Source organism: Nonomuraea antimicrobica (assembly GCF_039536965.1).
Taxonomy (GTDB): Bacteria; Actinomycetota; Actinomycetes; order Streptosporangiales; family Streptosporangiaceae; genus Nonomuraea; species Nonomuraea antimicrobica.
Map to the genome: position 1 here is coordinate 12,333 of NZ_BAAAZP010000031.1, position 19,925 is coordinate 32,257.

Here is a 19,925-nt window from a genome sequence, read left to right on the forward strand (position 1 = left end):
GACGCCTCAGGCGTGCCGGCGGCGTACCATCTCGGTGATCCAGATGGGCGCGAACGGAGACGTGCAGCCCGGAGAGGTGGGGTAGTCCTTGAGCACCTCCAGGCGCTCGCCGATGGCGAGCGCCCGGGCGCGGTGCTCGGCGTGCTCGATCCCGATGTGGGCCAGGCACTGGTTCATCGCCCACTGCAGGCGGTCGGGGGCGTCCTTCATCTCCGCCTCGATGACGTCGAGCAGCCGGGGGAGGTCGAGGTCCTCGGGCTGCTTCGTCACGCGCTCGGCGGTCAGCGACCATCCGGCGCTCGCGACCACCGGATCCGGATCGGCGAACCAGGCCAGTCGCAGCTCTTCGCAGTGCCGGGACTTCTTCACCACATAGCTCACGAGCCAGTCGTGCACCTTGGGCGTACGCGCCACGCGCAGCATGACGTCCAGCTCGTCACGCTCGAACGCCTTCGGGCGGCAGATCAGGATCGCCAGCAGTCTCGCCGCGGTGTCACCGGTCTCCCAGAGCCGGTACGCGAGCTCCTGCTGCGTCTTCAGCCGCTTCGCGATCGCGCGCAGCTTGCCGAGGTTCACACCGTGATCGTCACCGTGCCTCTCGTTCACCTCGCGAACCCTCGGGTCCTCAAGGCCGGCCAGCTCGGCCATCACCTCCGCCATCGCCCCGGCCACCGTCGTCCCGGTCAGCGTCGTCTCGGCCACCTGAGCCTCCTGTCCGTCACCTGCGAGATTCAGCCTAGACGGAAGCCGGGCTCCTGCCGTAGACGGATTCGGCGCAGATCGCCTGCACCGCAGGGGTGCGCCGATGAGGCTCCCGACCGTGACCCCCGCCGGTCAGACCCGTTCGACGCTCCAGGTCACGCCGAACGAGGTCAGGAAGTCGAGGAAATCGGCCGGGTCGAAGACCTGGGCCGGTGTGCGGGCGCCAGCGGGGCCGCCGTCCATGACCAGGCGGCGCGCGCCCTCCACGGCGATCACCGCCGTGAGCCGGTAGCCGTCCGTCCCCGTGACCCAGCCGCGGGCACGGTTGCCCGTGATGTCGGTGGCCTCGGCCATCATGAGCCATCGGGCGGTGCTGCGAGCCTCCTCCTCCGGGACCTCCGGGATGCTTTCGACCACGTCAGCGGTCAGCCCTGTGAAGAGGTCGGAGACCTCGGCGCGAATGGCACTCCGTACGCGGCGGACGCGCAGATGACGGGGTGCCATGACGACCCCGGGAAGCGCGAAGGCCGACACTTCCACCTCCGCCCGTTCACCCGGCACGGCGAGGACGGCACGACCGGCCGCCACCTCGGCGGGACGCCATGCGCCGTCGGCGTACTCGAGCGGGGACCGCACGCCGACCTCGGCCATCGACCGAGCCGTGCCGCGTGACGCCGCGCCGGGCAGCCGCAGGTCGGCGATGAGCAGTTCGTCGAGCGGCCCGTCGCCGAGGCGCGCGGCGGTCAGGGCGGCGATGAGGTCGCCGGGCCCGCCGTCGTCCGCCATGGCGGGGACGATCGTCACGCTGGAGTCGGCGTAGGAGTCGAGGATGTGCTTGATGTAGCGCTGTTCTCCTGCGGTGTCGACGTACTGGCATCCCGCGGCGACGGCGGCCCGTACGACCGGCTCGCCCCGGGTGCTGAACGGCCCCGCGCAGTTCACCACGGCATCACAGCCACGGAACGCGGCCGCCAGCCTCTCCGGGTCGTCGAGCCCCGCGACCCGGACGTCGGCTGCCCCGTACTCGGCGGCTCGCTTCCTGAGCCGCTCCTCATCCCGGCCCACCAGCACCGCCGGCACGCTTCTGCGACGCAGCTCGGCGACGACGAGCCCGCCGGTGAATCCACTTGCACCATAAACGGCGATCTTCATGAGAATCACCGTAGGGTGCCGCCAAGAGACACCCAATGACCGTACGTCCACGGTCCATATCCGTCCGTCTCATCATCGCCGCCTCGTCTGTACGATCGATCGTGTGGACGTGCTCAGCGACGCGATCACCGCCATGCGTCTCGGGCGGCCGCACTCCTCGCGTACGGTCTTGCGGGCTCCCTGGGGCGTCCGCTTCCAGCCGCAGGAGGGCGCCGGGTTCCACGTGATCCTTCAGGGTTCATGCTGGCTGATACCGGTCACCGGGGAACCGGTGGCGCTCGGCGTCGGAGACGTCGCGTTCCTGCCCCGCGAACTCGGCCACGCCATCGCGGACGCCCCGACGACACCGCTCACCTGGGCGCGCTCTCCCCTGGCCCCGCTGCAGGAAGGCCCTCCGCCCTCGGACGGTCCCCGCACGGAAATGCTGTGCGGGGCGTACCTGCTGGACCAGTCACGGGCGCACCCGTTGCTCGCGGGGCTCCCCGACGTCGTTCACCTCCCCGCCAGGATCGGCCGCCACCCCTCGCTCCGCGGCGCGATCGAGCTGCTCGGTCAGGAACTCGACGGCGGACCCCGGCCGGGCGGCGACGCGGCCGTGCTCGCGCTGCTCGACGTGCTGCTCCTCTACATCCTGCGCGCGTGGTACGACGACCGGCCCGGCGAGGTGGCCACGGGATGGGGCGCGGCGCTACGAGACCCGGCGGTGCTGGCGGCGCTGCACGGCATTCACGAGCGGCCCGAACGGCCCTGGACCGTACAGTCGCTGGCCGGCCGCTCCGGCCTGTCGCGGGCCGCGTTCGCCCGCAGGTTCTCGGAGCTGACCGGGTCCGCTCCCATGGCCTACCTCACGTGGTGGCGCATGACCATCGCCGCGCGGCTCCTGCGCGACACCGACCTGACGGTCCGCTCCGTGGCCGCACAGGTCGGCTACACCTCGGAGTTCGCGTTCGCCCGCGCGTTCAAGCGAGAACTCGGCACCGCCCCGGGCCACTACCGCGACACCACTGACGCCAACCCTGGCTGAGGCCCCAGGATTTTGTCCACGGGCCGCGCATCGGCGATCGCCCTGATCAGCGAGCCGAGCGGGCCATGCGCTGTCCTGGTCGTCAGCGGGGCGCCGGCTTGCCGACGATGGTGCCGTGGTGGGCACCGCTCGTTCAGGAAGTCGCGAGCAACAAGGCCGTGGTTGTCCCGGTGACCACGGCCAGCACCACGGGCGCCACGGCGTGGGAGCGGTGGCGCCGGTGCGTGAAGTCGCGGGCGCGGAGATGGAATCCCACTGCGCCGATCAACAGCAGCGTGAGACCGGCCGCGGCCGCCACGGCGAGCGGCTTGAACCAGAGGCCGGCCGCGAGCCCGAGCGCGCCGGCGATCTCCAGGGCGCCGATCGAGCGGGTCATCGTCGAGCCGACCCCGAGTCTGAGCAGGTTGGCCGTCACGGGATTCCGTAACAGGACCTTCTGGGCACCGGCGAGCAGGAAGACGAGAGCGACCAGAGCGCTCAGTGTGTTGGCGGCAAACGACATGGTGCGACCCTTCGCGGTAAATAGAACGAACATTCCTTTTTTAGAGAGAGGTTGGCGAGATTGTCAAGTACGAATGTTCGTTCTACGTTGTGGTCCATGGCACGCATGCCCAAGGAGCATCTCGAAGCCCGCCGCCGCCAGATCCTGGACGCCGCCCGGCGCTGCTTCATCCACAACGGCTTCCACGCCACGTCCATGCAGGACGTGCTGGCCGAGGCCGAGCTGTCGGCGGGGGCCGTCTACCGCTACTTCAAGAGCAAGGACGACATCATCGCGGCGACCGCCGCCGAGGCTCTCGCGGAGGTCGCTTCGGCGTTCGAGGCGGACGACGGCGCGCGGCCGCCGGATCTGGACAACATCGTCGATCTGGTGCTGGGGGTCGGGCGCCCGCCGCTGTCCGGCTCGCAGGAGTCGGCTCAACTGCTGGTCCAGGTCTGGTCGGAGGCGCTGCGATCGCCGTCGCTGTGCACGGCGCTGAAGGAGGTCATGGTGGAGGCCCGCGGTGTGGTGGGTGGCCTTGTCGCGCGGCATCAGCAGCGCGGGCTGCTCCCCGCCGACGTCCCGGCCGAGCAGGTGGCCGATGTCCTGATGGCCCTGGTCGACGGGTTCTTGGTGCGCCGCGCGGTGTTCGGTCACGCGGATTCGGCGGCCTTCAGGAACGGCATGCGAGCCCTGATGTCGGCGCCCGCGCAAGCCGCCCCCTAGGGGAGCATGCGCTCTTGACGGCGGTCGGAGGAGCATGCTCTTCTAAAAAGAACGGTCATTCGTTCTACAAGGATGGGTTTGTGACTACGAACGCGGACGTTCTCATCGTCGGCGCGGGGCCGACCGGCCTGGTGCTGGCCATCGACCTGGCACGGCGGGGAGTGATCCCACGCGTCATCGACGCCGGGCGCGCGGACCACCGGGAGAGTCGAGCGGTGTCGATCGTGGCGAGATCGCTGGAAATGCTGGACGATCTCGGGCTGGCCCAAGCCGCCATCGAACGAGGCGTCCCGCTGCACACGCTGAACTTCTACCAGGGCACGACGGCCCTGGCCGAGATGGACGTGACGGCCGTGGACTCCCCGTTCCCGCTGGACCTGTGCATCCCGCAGTGGCAGACGGTCGCGCTGCTGCGCGAGCGCGCCGAGGAACTCGGAGTCACCATCGAATGGGGCACGCGCCTGGTCGGGCAGCAGCCCGGCGAGCACGGCGTCAGCGTGGAACTCGGCCACGAGGACGGTCGCGGCGAACGGTGCGAAACCGGGTGGCTGATCGGCGCCGACGGCGCCCACAGCACCGTGCGCGAGACGGCGGGAATCACCCGGGAGAGAGCCGACCTGAAGCGGGGGTTCATCCTGGGTGACGTCGCCGTGAACTGGCCGCTCACGCGCGACCGCTTCCATGTCTACTTCGGCAAGACCGGCCTCGTGGCTGTCTTCCCCATGGTCGGGGGCTACTGGCGCATCCTGGCCAGCACGCCGGACGACCGGCCGCCGCAGATCCCAGGGCTGGACGACTTCGCCGCCTATGTCGCCGAACGCACGCCTTTGGACTCAGGCGTACGCGATCTGCAGTGGAGTTCATCGTTCGTGGCCCGCGAGAGCCTGGCCGACCGGCTTCGCCAGGGCAGGGTCCTCCTGGCCGGCGACGCCGCGCACAGCCACAGCCCGGTGGGCGGCCAGGGCATGAACACGGGCATGCAGGACGCCTACAACCTGGGCTGGAAACTCGCGCTCGTCGTCACCGGGCGTGCCGAGGAGTCCCTCCTGGACAGCTACGAGGCCGAACGCCGGCCCGTGGTCAAGGCTGTGGTCGAGGCGACCTCGGCCACCACGAAGGCCGCCACCGGCAGCACGCTGGTCGCCCGCAGAGCCAGGCGGCACGCGCTGCGCCTGTTCGGCCGGCTCAATCCCGTGCAGCAACGGCTGTCGAACGCCTTCGGCGAACACCTCGTCCACTACCGCGACAGTGACCTCGTCTCCGAACGCTGGCACGAGTCACAGGCCAGAGCGTGGAGCGACGTCGCCTGTACCGGACCGGAAGCCGGCGAGCTGGTACGGGACGTCTACCTCGAGAACCGTGCGGGACCGGTGGCGCTGCGGCACCTCCTCCGGACGCCGGGCCACCACCTGGTCCTGTTCGCGGCGGGCACGACGGACTCCGCCACCCTGGCCGCCTGGCAGGCTTCCGCACACGAGGCGATGGCCGGGCACGGCGAGGTCCATGTCATCACCCGCGCCCACCTGCCGCACGAGCCCATGGACGGAGTCTTCGCCGATCTGCGCAGCGAGGCGCACAACCGCTACGGCGTGCGCCGCCCCAGCCTGTACCTGATCCGCCCGGACAAGTACGTCGGCTTCCGGGGCGACAGCGTCGACTTCGCACCCGTGAGCGACTACTTCCTCGCCCTGGGCACCCGCCCGTGACACCGCCTGCCGATAACAGGAGCTGGACAACCCCGTGACACAAGAACCGACCACCCCCGAGAGCCTGACCGGAATCGGCGCGACCGCCTTGGGCGTGGCTCTCCTGCGCGCCCAGGAGAGCAGCCGAGCCGACCGGCTGTTCGACGACCCTTACGCGAGGCACTTCCTCCAGGCCGTCGACCCGGCGTTCACCCCTTGGGCCGCCGGGCCTTCTCCGGCGACCGCACGTTTCCTGCGGGTCATGGCCGAGCAGGTCGCCGTCCGCACCCGGTTCCTCGATCGCGCGCTCCTCGATGCCGCAGAAGGAGGATGCGAGCAGGTGGTCCTGCTGGCGTGCGGCATGGATGCCCGCGCGTTCAGGCTCACCTGCCCGCCCGGCGCCAAGGTCTTCGAGCTGGACTTCGCCGATGTGCTCGCGTTCAAGGCCGCCGTGCTCGACCGCCGCGGCGCGACCCGCCGCGTGCCACCGCGTCGAGGTCGCCACCGACCTGCGCCAGGACTGGCCGCGCGCGCTGGCGGAGTCGGGCTTCAACCTGGGGCGGCCGGCCGCCTGGCTGGCCGAGGGCATCCTGTACGCGCTCCCGCCCGAAGCCGCCGACCTGCTCCTCGACCGGATCACCCCGCGGCCGGCTGGCCACGGCACACCTCCCGAAACCCCGCTGAGAGGCCCTCGACGTGCGAACCACCGAAACCGAGCTCGCCCTCTGCGTCAACACCGACTGCCGCGTTCGGACCCATCGCACGTCTCAAGCAAGATCCTGATCTCCTTCGGACAGCCGGTCGGCGGGCTCGAGCGACTGGGCCCATGCGGGGTCGGCTCTGACCTGCGTTGCAAGATCCTGCAGCCGGTTCTGCAACTACTTCACCTGCTTGGCTCCCCCTCGGGGCCGCCATTCTGTGGCGCATGGAACGTTCGGACGTCATCGACACCTGCACGCGTACGGCATCGCACGCCGACCAGCGCGAGCGCATCTCCGATCCACGAAGGCTCCAGATGAACCAGAGGATGCGCCGCCTTCTCGCCGCAAGCGCCGCCGGCGCATGCGCGATCACGCTGGCGGCAGGCTGTTCGAACGGCGCCGGCTCTGCGGCACCGACCGCGACGAACGACGGCACGACCCCGGCGCCGTCCGCGAAGAGCGCGGAGCCGGGACGCTTCGCCTCGGCCAACCCGGGCTCGGTCAACACCTACTGGATCCAGGCGCCGGAGGGCTTGGTCCTCGTCGACACGCTGCGCACGCCGGCCGACGCCAGGAAAGCGGTGGCGGAAGTCGAGAAGACCGGCAGGCCGGTCGCCGCCATCCTGCTCACCCACTCCCATCCCGACCATGTGGGCGGCGCTGGCGCCTTCAAGGAGGCGTTCCCCCAGGCCCCCGTCTACGCGTCCAAGGAGACCGACAAGACGATGCGGGAGGACGAGCGGGGCTTCTACCCGCTGGCCCGTACGGCGAACGCGGACTTTCCCGCCAAAGTCACCTACGCCGACAGGACCTTCGAGGACGGCGCGCCGTTGCAGGTCGGCGGCCTCCGCTTCGAGACCGCCACGTTCGCCCATGGCGAGTCCGACACCGCGACCGTCTTCTACCGCCCCGACACCGGCGATCTCTTCTCCGGCGACCTGGCGACCGGCAAGGTCACGCCCGCGCTGATCGAGGGGACGAGCTGCGGCTGGCTCCAGGTCCTCGACGCGCTGGGCAAGCGTTTCTCTGGGGCCGGGACGATGTACCCGGGACACGGCGCCGCGGGCCCGGCCCGTACGCTGATCGACGAGCAGCGCCAGTACCTGCTGCGGTTCCGCGGGCTGGTCCGTCCGGCCGCCGCCCCTGACTCGCCCGAGGGCAGGACGGTCAGCTCCGGCGAGCAGAAGTCGATCACCGCCGAGATGGAACGCGACTACCCCGGCCATCCGCCAGTCGCGGACCTGCCGACCATCGTGGAGGAGAACATCAAGGCCGTCGCACGGGAGCTGTCCGCCGAGGACCCCGCGAAGACCCCCGCCGTCTGCGCGGACAAGCCCCAGGAAGCGGCGGACGGGCTGCTGGCGCCGGTGAGCGCCTACGTCACCGCGGTCAACGGCCGGGACCTCGACGCGCTGGCGGGGGCGTTCGCCGCCGACGCGGAGCTCGTCGACGTGGGGCGGCGTTTCAACGGCCGCGCCGAGATCCGGGCGTGGGCCGAGGCCGAGGTGATCGGCGGCACGCTCACCGTCATCAGGGTCGCCGAGAACCGGCCCGGCCACCAGCGCCTCCTGGTGCGCTTCGCCCCGGGCGGCCAGGGCGGCTTCGAGGCCAACTACGCCTTCACCGTGGACGGCTCGTCCATCACCAAGGCCGAACTGACCTACGCGAACTGATCGAAGGAGCGACACCGCGGGGCCGGGCGACAGCTCTCGCGGTGTCGGTCGGGGTCAGCGTCGTTCAGCGTTCCCAGGCTCCGGCAGGGACGCTGTAGAAGGTACGGGCCCGCGTCCACCACTCCCGGTCCGCGAAGCGTCCCGTGATCCTGCCGACCACGCACCACAGGGTGTGGACGTCGTGCTCCAGGTCCCCGTCGGGGTCGAGTGCCAGCCCTTCCGTGAAGGGCCGGTAGTCGGGGAGGTGCATGTATCCGCCCTCCTCGTACGGTGGATTGACATCGCCGAGCAGTTCCCCGTCGTAGTGGAGGTGCAGCGGCTCGAGCCCTTCACCCACCTCGCCCCAGAATTTGATCTGGAAGGCCCGCCGCTTTCCGAGCCCGCCGATCGCGGGATGGGTCGAGGACAGCCCGAAGACGAAGAGATGGGTCCAGCCCGGCGTGTGCGGGCCGATCCAGACGCCTTTCGCCGGAGGGCCTTTGTACGTTCCCGCGAGCGTCGTCACGTCGCACTCCAGGCGTGAGCCGGGGTCCACGCGGAATCGGCCGGCCAGCTCTTCCGGATCGTCGCTCTCCACCCAGAGGGCATGAAAGCCGAGCTGGAGCCCGCGGCCGTGCTCGACCAGCAGGTCCCACTGGTTCTGCGCGGGAAGTTCCTGTTCCGTGTCGGTCATTGTTCACATCCTGCTGTCCAACGGGAATGCGGGGCCGCGCTCGGCAGCCCCGCATCCGATGGCCGGTTATTTGACGATCTTCACCCAGAACGGGCTGTCGCTGACCTTGGTGATGGTGTTCTCAGGATCGTAGTCGAGAAGGCGATAGTGGCCGTAGAACGCCTTCAGCGCATCTCCATGATCTTCGTTGTGATCTTTCCTGACCCCTTGAATCGAATAGTGAATCTTGTCCTTCAGCGCTCCCTGCTCGGTCGACGCGAAGGGGTATTCGTCGCACTGCACGTTCCGATAGCCCCATTGCTGGTACACCTCCTTGGTGTAGTACCTGCAATAGGTCCCTCCGTAGGGCAACTCCCAGTTGTCCTCGGGCACCGCGAAGGGAGTCCCGGAGAACACCCTCCTGTTCTTGGCGTAGACGCCCTTGGCGGCTCTCCACAGGGGTTGTCCCTGCGCTGTGGTCGGGGCGGCGGCGTAGTTGCCCCCGATGACCTTCGGCAGTTCGTTGCCCAGCGGCCCCTTGACCGGCGGGCGGCTCTTTGTTCGCCCATCGGTCGTGTCCCCAGGGCGGTAGGGCGGATAGGTGAGGGCGTTCGTCGCCGGGTTCATGGCCTTCTCGATGTGATTGATGACGTCGAGGAATTCGTCGTCCCTGCTCTTGGACATCGTGAACACCCGGTCGGCTCTGATGTAGATGCACCCGCCGGTGTTCGCCGTCTCCTCACCGAAGTTCCCGAGCTCTCTCCAGTCGCAGCGGAAACTGGGAGACCACAGGGGGTTGCTCGGAACGCCCTGTCCCCACCGCACAACGCCCTGCCGTTTGCCTGCTTCGCTGAGGACTTCCTGGTCCCATAAGGGAAGCCGGCCCCGCTTGCTCTCGTACTTGGTGATGGCGGGCAGGATCGAGCAGACCTCCCTGTCGTGTGACGCGGGCTTGGCCGTGTTGATCAGGTACGCGAGGTACGGCGTCGAGCGCCAGCCGGAGATCGTCTTGAGCTGGGTGGGATTGGGGCTGCCCGCCTGGACCGCGCAGCCCTGCGTGTCAAGGTCGAACTCGATCTGGACGTCGTTCAGATCGTCATCCAGCTCGGTACGCCTGACACCTCTGTTCCAGATGCCGAAGTCCGTCAGCTTCACGAAGAACTTGATGTTCTGCGGCTTCAGCCCGGCTTCGCTGCCCTTGTAGACGGCCGTTCCGGTGTGGTTGCCGATGTAGGTGTGCGCCACCCACGTCACGCGGAAGGTGAACACGTCGTCGTCGGTCACCTTGTCCAGCAGATACGCCGGGATCCGCAGCGGCCCGGGGAACAGCCTGACCCACCAGGCGGTCCGGTTCTTGCGCCGCTTGACGCCGTTCTCGTCGACCTCCTCCCATCCGCCGTGCCCGATCCAGCTTGTCCAGCAGGCCGAATGCGGGCGCTCCTGCATCCGCGAATAGGCGTCGGTGAACCTCGGCGCCCTCTCGGTGGCGTAGCAGGTCTCCAACGACGGGTGCTTGTAGTCGAAGTTGCCGGCCATGGCCGGTGCCCCGGCGGCGCCCGGCGTGGCGGACGCCCTGCCCTGGGAAGGCTGGGCGGCGGCCGAGCTCGCCAGCAGGGCGAGGATCTGGGTGGTGTCCAGAGTCCGCTGGAAGACCTGGACCTCGTCCAGGTCGCCCTTCATCCGGCTGCCGAGTGCCATGGCCGTGGCGGCGTTCCAGGTGGTGAAGCTCACCGGCGCGCTCTTGATGAGCACGCCGTTGAGGTACAGCGAGGCGGTCTTGGCCGCCGCGTCGTACACACCCGCCAGGTGGAACCACTCGTTGACCGGCGCCCGCGTGCCCGAGAGCGCGCCCTCGACCGTCGCGCCGGCGGTGTCGGCACTTGTGAAGGTGAACACCAGCCCGTGTTCGGGGTCGTTGCCGAGCCGGAAGGGCGCCTGATGGTCGCCCTTCTGCGCGACGACGTCGTAGTCGCCGTTGGCGTCGCTCCACCGCAGCCAGGCGGTCACCGTGAAGCTCTCGTCCGTGCGGATCACCGAGCGGGTGGTCTGCGCGAGCGGCTCCTCACCCGGGTGGATGACGTCGACCTTGAGCACCTGCCAGTCCGACCACGCCGATGCCACGCTGGGCGACACCGCGCGAGCGCGCCAGCGCACCAGCCAGCCGTCGGTCAGCTTTCCGGCGGGTACGGCGAGCGCGGCCCGGGCCCCGGCCTCGACACCGGCCACGTTCCCGGCCCAGATCTGCCCGCTGCCCTGCCCCTCGGGAGCGCCCGGATCGTGCTCGATCTCGAACTCCGCCGTGAGCGCGTCGCCACGGGGATCGGTGACCTTCGCGGCAAGTGTCGGCGTCTCGACGCGGGTGACGGTCCGGTCGTCGATCTTCTTGGACGGCGTGACCTCGAGATCGTTCACCGCGGGCGCGGAGTCCGGCCGGTCCACGACCAGTTGCTGCCAGCCCGACCAGGGCGAGGCCAGCTCGCTGAGGTGGGAGCGGACGCGCCAGCGTACCGTCCAGCCGTCGGTCAGCCGCCCGGTCGGCACGACTGCCGTGACCCGGGTGCCCGCGGTCCCCTCGACCGAGGTCGTCCAGATCTGCCCGCTCCCCTGGCCCTCCGGAGCCGAGGGATCGTGCTCGATCTCGAACTCGGCCCGCAGGTCACCGCCGGGACCGTAGGTGACCCGCGCCTGCATCGCCGGCGTCAGCACCGGGGTCACCGTCTTGCCGTCGACCTGCTCCGACGGGGTGACCTGAAGCTGGTCCACCCCAGGCTTGGGAATCTCGATGGTGAGCTGCCGCCACTCCGACCACGCCGAGGACACGGTCGCCGAGGTGGCCCTGGCACGCCAGCGCACCACCCAGCCGTCGGTCAGCTTCCCGGCGGGTACGGCGAGCACCGCCTGGGCGCCGGCCTCGACACCGGCCACGTTCCCGGCCCAGATCTGGCCACTGCCCTGCCCCTCGGGAGCGGCCGGATCGTGCTCGATCTCGAACTCCGCGGTGAGCGCCTCGCCGCGAGGGTCGAGCACGGTGGCGCGCAACTGCGGGGTCGCCGTGGAGGTGACGGTCCTGCCGTCCACCTGCTGCGACGGAGTGACCTGCAACTCCTGTACGGCGGGCGCCGAGTCCGGCTGGTCCACCAGCAACTGCTGCCAGTCCGACCACGCCGAGGCGAGCGTGCCCGTGGTGGCGCGCACGCGCCAGCGCACGGCCCAGCCGTCGGTCAGCTCGCCTGCCGGGACGGTCACCGAGGCCGGTGTCCCGACCGGGACGCCGTCGGCGGCGCCGGCCCAGATCTGCCCGCTGCCCTGGCCTTCCTGCGCAGCGGGGTCGTGTTCGATCTCGAACTCGGCCCGCAGGTCACCGCCGGGCGCGTAGGTGACCTGCGCGTGCAGCGACGGTGTGAGCACGGTGGTGACGTTCTTGCCGTCGACCACCTGCGACGGGGTGACCTGGAACTGGCCCACCCCGGGCTTGGGCACGGCCACCTTCACCTGCTGCCAGGCCGACCAGGTGGAGGAGGCGGCGCCCACCAGCGAGCGCAGCCGCCAGCGTACGAGCCAGCCGTCGGTCAGTCTGCCTTCCGGGACGGGCACCGCGACTGCCGTACCGGATGCCACGTTGTCCAGTGCCGTGGCCCAGATCTGGCCACTGCCCTGCCCCTGCGGCGCGGCCGGGTCGTGCTCCAGCTCGACCTCCACTCGCGAGGCGGTGCCCTGCGGGTGGGACACGAGCGCGCGCAGTTCAGGGGTGACCGACGTGGCGACCGTGGCCCCGTCCTGGGTCTGCGAAGGAACGACCTGGAGCCGGCTGACCGCCGGGTCGGTGGCCGGGTCGAAGATGTCGGTCCGGAACCGGTGCCAGGCCGACCAGGTCGGCGTGGAGCCCGGCGTGCTGGCCCTGACCCGGAACTCGTAGTCGATCTTGTCGGACAACTTCCCGGCCGGAACGGCTGCCGACGCCTGTGAACCGGAGGCGACGCCCGTCACGGTCGTCGACCAGAACACCGTGTCGGTGGCCCAGTCGGCGACCTGGAAGTCGACCGTGGCCGTACCGCCGAGCGGGTCCGTGACGCGGGCCAGCAGGGTCGGGGTCAGCGACGGTGTCACCGTGCTCGTGCCCACGTTCTCCGACGGCGTGATCTGGAACTGGTCCACCACCGCCTCGGGCACGTTCACGGTGAAGACCTGCCAGGCCGACCAGGCCGGGGTGGAGCCCGGCGTGGTGGCCTTGACCCGCCACTCGTACTTGATGCCGTCGGTCAGGATGCCGCTCGGCACCACGGTCGTGGCGGTGCCGCCCGATGCGACGTTGGGCAGCGAACCCGACCACCGCACGGTGTCGGTGGCCCAGTCGGCGACCTGGACGTCGACCGTCGCGGGACCGCCCAGCGGATCGGTCACCCGCGCACGCAAGGTCGGGGTCAGCGAAGTGGTGAAGATCTCGGTGCCGGAGATCGACGAGGGGGTGATCTGGAACTGGTCCACCACCGCCTCGGGCACGTCCACCGTGAAGAACTGGTACGGCGTCCACGCCGAGGTGGCGCCGCCGGCCGTGGCCTTGACCCGCCACTCGTACCTGGTGCCGTCGAGCAGCTTGGCCGCGGGGACCGCGATCGACGCCTGCGTACCGGAGGCGACGTTCGCCACCGAACCCGACCAGACAACGACGTCGTCGGAGTAGCGGGCCACCTGGAAGTCGACCGTGGCCGTGCCGCCCAGCTTGTCGACGACCCTGGCCAGGAGCGTCGGCGTGAGCGTGGAAGTAGTGATCGTGGAGCCGGTCCCCGCCGACGGGCTCACCTGGAGCTGGTCCACCACGGGGGCGGCGTCCACGGTGAAGAACTGGTAGGGCGTCCAGGCGGGGGTGGAGCCCGGCGTGGTGGCTTTGACCCGCCACTCGTATCTCGTGAGGTCGAGCAGTTTTCCGGCCGGGACCGTCACGGAGGCCGGCGAGCCGGAAGCCACGCCGGACAAGGTGGTCGACCACACCACCACGTCGTCGGAGTAGCGGGCCACCTGGACGTCGACCGTGGCAGGACCGCCGAGTGGATCGGTCACCCTGGCTTTCAGCGTCGGGGTCAGCGAGGAGCTCCTGATGTCACCGGCGGGCCCCGACGAAGGGGTGACCTGGAACTGGTCCACCACGGCCTCGGGCACGTCCACCGTGAAGAACTGGTACGACGACCAGGCCGAAGCGCCACCCGCGGACGTCGCACGCACCTGCCACTCGTACCTGATGCCGTCAGCCAGCCTGCCCGCCGGCACCGCGATCGACGCCTCCGTACCGGAGGGCACATTGGCCAGCGAACCCGACCACACGAGGCTGTCGTCGGCGTACTTGAGCACGCGGAACTCGACCGTCGATGCGCCCGATGCGGCGTCGGTCGCCGTCGCCTTGAGCGTCGGCGTCAACGACGACGTCACGATGCCGCCGTTGATCGTCTGCGCGGGAGTGAGGCCGAAACCGGCGACCGTGGGGGCGGCCGCCACCGCGTTCGACCGGGCGGATGGCGCGGGTCCGGCCGGTGTCGGCGTGCCCGCCGGGGTGTTGGTCAGCCCGGTACCGCTCCTACCCGGGGTCCACGACGCCGTCTCGTTCAGCTTCGCATCGTGGCCTTGGCCCGACGAATCGCCCGCCGTGTCACCGGAGCCCTCATCGAACTTCCAGTGACCCGCGGCCTGCTTGGGGGTGCTGAAGGACCACGTGTAGGTGGTCATCCTGTTCTCCCAATCGTCGGCCGCGTCCGAGAGCACCACCGTGTACGTGGTCCCCGCGGTCAGCGCGCGCTCCGGCGTGAATGTCACCACCGTCCCGCTGCTGTCGTACGTCGCCGTCGTCGGCACCTCCACGCCGCCGGCGTCCTTGAGCGCCACGGCGGCCTCGGTGACCGGTTCGGAGAAGGTGACCTTCAGCTTCGTGTCCAAGGGGACGTCGGTGGCGCCGTTCGCGGGCTCGACGCCGACCACGCGCGGCCCGAGCGTGTCCTCGCCGGTTCCGTCCTCGCCGTCGTTGCCCCCGGGGCTGCGGTCGAGTTCGTCCGTCACGACCTCGTAGGGCTCTCCGTCGCGCTGACCGGCGATCTGACCGGCGAACGCGTTGTTGATCGCGGTCCGCTCGCCGCCCGCCGGCTCGTAGATCGACCGGGCGCGGGCCTCCTCGAACGTCGGAAGGCTCGTGATCGGGTCTGGCGACATCCAGGTGAAGCCGTCGACCTTGGGCGGAGCGGGTGCCTCGTACTCGAGGAAGAAGTAGGGGTGGTGGCTGCCGTCCGGAGCGGTCTCCGGGTAGTTGCCCGACAGGTACTGGCGCCAGTTGTTCCCGCCCGACTCGGCCACCGCGCGGACCATCAGGCCGTGGTTGGCCGTTCCGTCCGCCCAGGCCTGCGCGATCTCCTCGATGGAGTACCACAGCTCGCCCTCGGCCATCCAGTCGGAGCAGTTCGCATCCTTGCCATAGGGGTTGACCACGTAGCCGTCGGCCACGGCGAGCGGCTGCTCGGACCACTTGATCGTGGTGGGGGTCCAGTTGGAGGCGACGCGGTGCATGGAGATGTCACCGACATGGCCGCAGGCGCTGGAGATGTAGTTCCACAGCGTGATGTTCGCGTCGATGATCTGCTGGCCGAAGAACGGCGCGTTCGTGAGGTCGAACTTCAGGTAGGAACGATAGTTGTAGCCGTCCCGGCGCCCGGCGAAGATCGCGTTGCTGTTGGCCGAGTAGCTGCCGTTGACGTAGCTGCCGCCGTTGGCGATGAACGTGTCGGCGGGAGCGCCGGCCCCGTGCCACGGCGTCGGGTTGGCCGCGGCCACCGTCACCGGGTAGGTCACCGCCGGGTCGGCCAGGAACGCGGCATCCGGAGCGAGGACGAGCGCGGCGTCGTCACCGCTTCCCGAGAGGGTCGCGGTCGCGGTGCCCGCCTTGCCGCTGCCAGGCGTGGCGATCTCCTTGGCGTCCAGGACAGGAAGCACCGACAGGTCGGCGACCTCCTTGCCGCCCGCGAGCGCCGCCGGCTTTCCGCCGGCGGACTTGCCCAGGCTCATCCCGGAGGGCGGGTCGATCCGCACGGGCAGCTTGAGCCGTCCGGCAGGACGCTCGCGGATCACGATCTGCTGCTGGTAGCCCGTCGGGGTCACGGTGACGACCAGGTCGATGTTGCGGCCGTAGGCGGACCGGTAGGTCGCGCTCTGGCCGGACAGCTCGGGCACGGGCAACTTGCCGGGCGCGGCGACCCTGATCTCGCCGGGCCGGCCCTCCTCGAGACCGAGGAAGTCGCCCTTCGCGGCCAGCAGAGGGGCGCTGCCGCCGCCGTTGGACAGCTTGATGTCCAGCTTGGTCATCCGGGGTTTGACGACCCCGTTCTCCACGACCAGCGTCGGGTCGACCCTGTGCCATTCGCCATCGCGCCGGACCCGGACGACAGTGCTCGACACATACGTCTTGACCGTTTTGCCGCCGGGCATGGCGACGGTGGTCATGTTCTCGGTATGAAGGCTCGGAATTTCCACCTCCTTACCCGTCCGCTTGGCTTCGACCTTGGCCAGATCGACGAAGCCCGGCTCAACCGGCGCGGTGGCGGAAGCCGGGTCAGGAGGCGGAGTGGGTTCGGCGACGGCCGGTGCCGCCAGGATCGAGGCTGAGATTGCGAAGGTCGCCAGGAGCGAGCCTCCACGACGTGTTGCGGCTGCTAAACCAGACGCCGATCGATTGGAGTTCACATGCACCCTTTCAGGCACAAAGCAACAGAACGAGGCGATCTTGGCAGCCTATAAAGTGCACGTAAAGATCATTTTTTGCAACCGGCAAGACCCCCTCCGTCATTAGGGCTGGTAGTCGCGGCGCCGATGATCAGCGGCCTGAATGGATATGTGCGTCGAAGATCTTCTCCCGCATTTTCCCGGGATTCTTGCAGACGGGCGGACGGGGTCACGCTGCCCGCCCAACGCATTCGCCCGCCTGCTCACGACGCCGGAATTCCGCGCATGAACGGCTGCGCCCGCTCGGCCCCGTGGAGGAGCGTCCGCCACCGGGTGAGGCGTTCGTGGAGCCCGTCCCCGGTCAGTGAGCAGGCCACCGGCGCGGTACGCCACCGCTCGCCGCCCGGTTCGAGGCGGAGAGGGGACGGCAGCGGCACGTTCGCCGGGCGTGAGGCATCGTCGACACCCGGCGGAGCGAGGAAGGCGCACTGCGGGTCACACCAGGCGTCGCGATCGGGCAGGGCATCCAGGTGCGCCAGCGCGGTGCTCAGGAAACCGGTGAACGCGGCCAACTCCCCCGCGCGGACCTGAGCGTCGGCCAGGCGCTCCTGAACGCGGGGCCGCAGGTCCGCCTTGACCTGGGCGCACGATCCGGCCTCCCACACCGCGAGCAGCCCGGCGATCTCTTCCAACGACAGCCCCAGATGCTTGGCCGAGCCGATGAACGCCAGCCGATCCACCGCCTCGGGACCGTACAGGCGGTAGCCGGCCGGGGTCCGTTCGGCGGACAGCAGCCCGGCGTCCTCGTAAAAGCGCAGGGTGGTGGCGGGGATGCCGGTGAGGGCCGCGAGCTGGGAGATCCGCATCGTGCTCATGCAGTGACGGTAGACCTTCGAGTCGACTCGAAGGTCAAGCCGTGGCCGCCTTCCGTGGGAAAACCGGTGGATCTTGGCTCCGGTCGTCGTACAGACTGGGGCGATGACGGGAGAAGATCTGGTGGAGGCGGCGTCCGGGGATACTGAGCAGGTCAGGCGGCTGCTGGCCGGCGGCCTGTCCCCCGATGCGCCCGATGAGGACGGCACCACCGCGCTCTACCGGGCGGCCGTTCAGGGAGAGGCGGACATCGTACGAATGCTGCTGGAGGCCGGGGCCGACCCCAACCGGGAGAGCGGGGGCGACGTCGAAGGGCTGCCGCTGTGCGGGGCGGCCTGCTGGGGGCACCTCGACGCCGTGACCGTGCTGCTCGACGCCGGCGCCGATCCCGACCGGCGGGAAGACGTCGGCCGCAGCGCCATGGCGCCCCTGCACTGGGCGGCCTCGAACGCCCACCTCACCACCGTGAGCACGCTGCTCGCGCGGGGCGCCGACCCCGACGTACGCGACTCCGCCGGCGGGACCGCGCTCGCCCGTGCCGCCGGGCACGGTTCGGCGGCGGTGGTCAGGGCGCTGCTCGACCACGGGGCCGACCCCGCGCCGACTGACAACCTCGGCCACACTCCCCTCGACCACGCCCGGCGGCACGCGGGCCGCGACCCCGAGGCGGAGGTGCTCGCGTTGGCCGGGGAGCGCGCTCCGACGGGGAGACGGGTCACGGTGCGGCGCGAGCAGTCCGAAGGAGGCGAGGTCCAGGTCGTGGCCGAGGTGTGGGAGGCGGCGGGCGACCTGCGTTCGGAGACGTGGCTGGGCATCGGGCACGCCGAGATCGTCCGCCTGCTGGAGGCCAGGACGCGTCCGTAGGGCCGGAGGCTTTCTGCAGGGCGGGGCTCGGCCGGGCTGGGCCAGGAATCCGCCGTCGACGGCGAGGTGGGCGCGGCGGCCCTTGAGCCGTCAGGCCGTGTCGGCGGGCGGCTCGACCGGGTACGGCTGGCCGAAGTCGAGGGAACTGCTGACCGTCAGCCACCTGCTGGCCTCGGCGATCTGCCCGAGCGAGTAGTCGATGGCCATCCGCGCGGCCCCACCCCCGAGGACCAGATGCGTGGGCAGGTGCTCGCGCTTGACCACGCGTACGAGGTTCTCCCCGGCCCGCTTCGGGTCACCGGCGGCGGTGAACTCGGTGCCCATGATGCCCGCGACGGCCCCCACCGTGGCTTCGTACTCCTCGGGGATGCCCTGGATGTCCATCGACGCCCCGGCCCAGTCGGTGGCGAACCCGCCGGGCTCGACCACCAGGCAGCGGATGCCGAACGGCGCGGTCTCGGCCGCGAGCACCCGGGTGAGCCCGTCGACCGCGAACTTGGCCGCCTGGTACGAGCCCAGGCCAGGGGTGCACCCCACACGACCGCCGATCGAGGAGAACTGCACGATCGTCCCCGTGCCCTGCCTCTTCAGCACGGGCAGGGCCGCCTTGGAGACGTTGTAGACGCCCCAGAAGTTCGTCTCGAACTGACGGCGGAAGTCGTCCTCGGGGGCGGTCTCGATCGGGGCGATGTTCGCATATCCGGCGTTGTTGACGACCACGTCGACCCGGCCGTACCTCTCGACGGCCGCCTCGAAGGCCGCCCTCGTCTGCTCGGCGCTGGTCACGTCGAGGGCGACGGGGAGGATCCGGTCGCCGTACTGCTCGGCGAGGTCCGCCAGTTGCCCTGGCTTGCGCGCGGTCGCGACGACCTGGTCGCCAGCTTCGAGCGCGGCGAGGGTGAGAGCGCGGCCGAAGCCGCGCGAGGAACCGGTGATGAGCCACGTCTGAACTGCCATGATGGCAGTAAAACAGCGTTGCGTTATTTACGCAACCTTGTTGTGCTAGATCCGCCGCCGAGGGCTCAGGCGTTCTCGAAGCCCGTGATCAGGGCCGTCAGGATGCCCGTCAGTCGTGGCCGCACCTCCACGATCGCGTGCGACAGGACGGGGTCGCTTCTGTACAGTTCGCGCAGCGCGGTGCCGGGCGCCGCCATCTGCCAGAGGGCGCCCGCCATGCTGGTCGCCACCGAGGCGATCTCGCGGGCGGGCGGGGCGCCCACTCCGAGCACGTCCTGGATCTTCAGCGCGACGCTGTGGTGCGCGGCGAGGGCCACGAGCTTGAAGTCCCGGACGGCGTCGAGCGACACGTTGCGCTCCAGGTTGAGGGGTGCCTGGGCGAGCAGGTCGCAGAACAGCGGGCGGGAGACGAGCGTCTCCGCCAAGGTCTCCGCCACCGAGGGCGCGGCCGGGCCCTCGATCGCTCCCAGTCGCTCGCAGACGTGCGCGGACCACTCGCGCCATCCCTCGGCGGTGAGGATCAGGTAGATCTGCTCGCGGGTCTCGAAATATCGGAGCATGGCGGACTTGTGCATGCCCACCGCCTCCGCGATGTCGCTGAGCGTGACCTCCCGTACGGTGCGAGCGGTAGCCAGGGCGCGGGCGGCGTCCAGGATCGCCTCCTGGCGCTGCTGTTTGGCCTCAGGACTCCGTGCACGCTGGAACGAGGAGTTGCTCATGTCGCGCATATTATCGCAACA

The 19,925-nt window shown here is 70.0% G+C and carries 14 protein-coding genes and 1 pseudogene; 7 read left to right on the top strand and 8 right to left on the bottom strand.

Going from position 1 to position 19,925, the window contains the following annotated elements:
• Nucleotides 1-6 precede the first annotated feature (6 nt).
• The gene (locus ABD844_RS09410) at nt 7-648 is read right to left on the bottom strand and encodes a DNA alkylation repair protein (RefSeq protein WP_344875152.1); all 642 of its coding nucleotides are present in this window, start codon (nt 646-648) and stop codon (nt 7-9) included.
• A 186-nt stretch (nt 649-834) separates the two neighbouring features.
• Nucleotides 835-1,854: a saccharopine dehydrogenase family protein gene (locus ABD844_RS09415; RefSeq protein WP_344875050.1), complete on the bottom strand. Its 1,020-nt coding sequence runs from the start codon at nt 1,852-1,854 to the stop codon at nt 835-837.
• 103 nt (nt 1,855-1,957) lie between these two features.
• Between ABD844_RS09415 and ABD844_RS09420 the strand changes: the two genes are divergently transcribed.
• Nucleotides 1,958-2,878, top strand: coding sequence for an AraC family transcriptional regulator (locus ABD844_RS09420; protein ID WP_344875052.1), 921 nt, complete (start codon nt 1,958-1,960; stop codon nt 2,876-2,878).
• A gap of 133 nt (nt 2,879-3,011) precedes the next feature.
• Here the strand turns inward: ABD844_RS09420 and ABD844_RS09425 are convergent, their stop codons facing one another.
• Complete coding sequence (locus tag ABD844_RS09425; protein WP_344875055.1) at nt 3,012-3,380, bottom strand: DoxX family protein; 369 nt, start codon at nt 3,378-3,380, stop codon at nt 3,012-3,014.
• Nucleotides 3,381-3,476: 96 nt separating this feature from the next.
• Between ABD844_RS09425 and ABD844_RS09430 the strand changes: the two genes are divergently transcribed.
• From ABD844_RS09430 to ABD844_RS09440, 5 genes and pseudogenes are all read left to right on the top strand, one after another.
• Nucleotides 3,477-4,085: a TetR/AcrR family transcriptional regulator gene (locus ABD844_RS09430; protein WP_344875056.1), complete on the top strand. Its 609-nt coding sequence runs from the start codon at nt 3,477-3,479 to the stop codon at nt 4,083-4,085.
• An 80-nt stretch (nt 4,086-4,165) separates the two neighbouring features.
• Nucleotides 4,166-5,791, top strand: coding sequence for an FAD-dependent monooxygenase (locus tag ABD844_RS09435; RefSeq protein ID WP_344875058.1), 1,626 nt, complete (start codon nt 4,166-4,168; stop codon nt 5,789-5,791).
• 94 nt (nt 5,792-5,885) lie between these two features.
• Nucleotides 5,886-6,185 (top strand): annotated as a pseudogene (locus ABD844_RS53075) (class I SAM-dependent methyltransferase); the annotation flags it as partial.
• A 13-nt stretch (nt 6,186-6,198) separates the two neighbouring features.
• Nucleotides 6,199-6,789: a class I SAM-dependent methyltransferase gene (locus tag ABD844_RS53080; protein ID WP_425568528.1), complete on the top strand. Its 591-nt coding sequence runs from the start codon at nt 6,199-6,201 to the stop codon at nt 6,787-6,789.
• A complete protein-coding gene (locus tag ABD844_RS09440; RefSeq protein ID WP_344875060.1) occupies nt 6,696-8,144 on the top strand; it encodes an MBL fold metallo-hydrolase in 1,449 nt (482 codons plus the stop codon). The genes ABD844_RS53080 and ABD844_RS09440 overlap by 94 nt, the downstream gene beginning before the upstream one ends.
• Nucleotides 8,145-8,208: 64 nt before the next feature.
• On the opposite strand, the gene ABD844_RS09445 is transcribed toward ABD844_RS09440, so the two are convergent.
• The 3 genes from ABD844_RS09445 to ABD844_RS09455 form a co-directional block, all read right to left on the bottom strand.
• Complete coding sequence (locus ABD844_RS09445; RefSeq protein WP_344875062.1) at nt 8,209-8,817, bottom strand: hypothetical protein; 609 nt, start codon at nt 8,815-8,817, stop codon at nt 8,209-8,211.
• 66 nt (nt 8,818-8,883) lie between these two features.
• Nucleotides 8,884-16,272 carry a DNRLRE domain-containing protein gene (locus ABD844_RS09450; RefSeq protein ID WP_344875064.1) on the bottom strand — a complete coding sequence of 2,463 codons (7,389 nt, stop codon included), beginning with the start codon at nt 16,270-16,272 and terminating at the stop codon, nt 8,884-8,886.
• A 482-nt stretch (nt 16,273-16,754) separates the two neighbouring features.
• Nucleotides 16,755-17,366 (bottom strand): MerR family transcriptional regulator, encoded by a 612-nt coding sequence (locus ABD844_RS09455; protein WP_344875066.1) that lies wholly within the window; start codon nt 17,364-17,366, stop codon nt 16,755-16,757.
• A 103-nt stretch (nt 17,367-17,469) separates the two neighbouring features.
• On the opposite strand from ABD844_RS09455, the gene ABD844_RS09460 reads away from it, so the two are divergent.
• Entirely contained in the window at nt 17,470-18,228 is a 759-nt protein-coding gene (locus ABD844_RS09460) for an ankyrin repeat domain-containing protein (RefSeq protein ID WP_344875068.1), read from the top strand.
• Nucleotides 18,229-18,318: 90 nt separating this feature from the next.
• Here the strand turns inward: ABD844_RS09460 and ABD844_RS09465 are convergent, their stop codons facing one another.
• Both ABD844_RS09465 and ABD844_RS09470 read right to left on the bottom strand, forming a co-directional pair.
• Nucleotides 18,319-19,185 carry an SDR family NAD(P)-dependent oxidoreductase gene (locus ABD844_RS09465; protein WP_344875070.1) on the bottom strand — a complete coding sequence of 289 codons (867 nt, stop codon included), beginning with the start codon at nt 19,183-19,185 and terminating at the stop codon, nt 18,319-18,321.
• A gap of 65 nt (nt 19,186-19,250) precedes the next feature.
• Entirely contained in the window at nt 19,251-19,904 is a 654-nt protein-coding gene (locus ABD844_RS09470; RefSeq protein ID WP_344875072.1) for a TetR family transcriptional regulator, read from the bottom strand.
• Nucleotides 19,905-19,925: the final 21 nt, after the last annotated feature.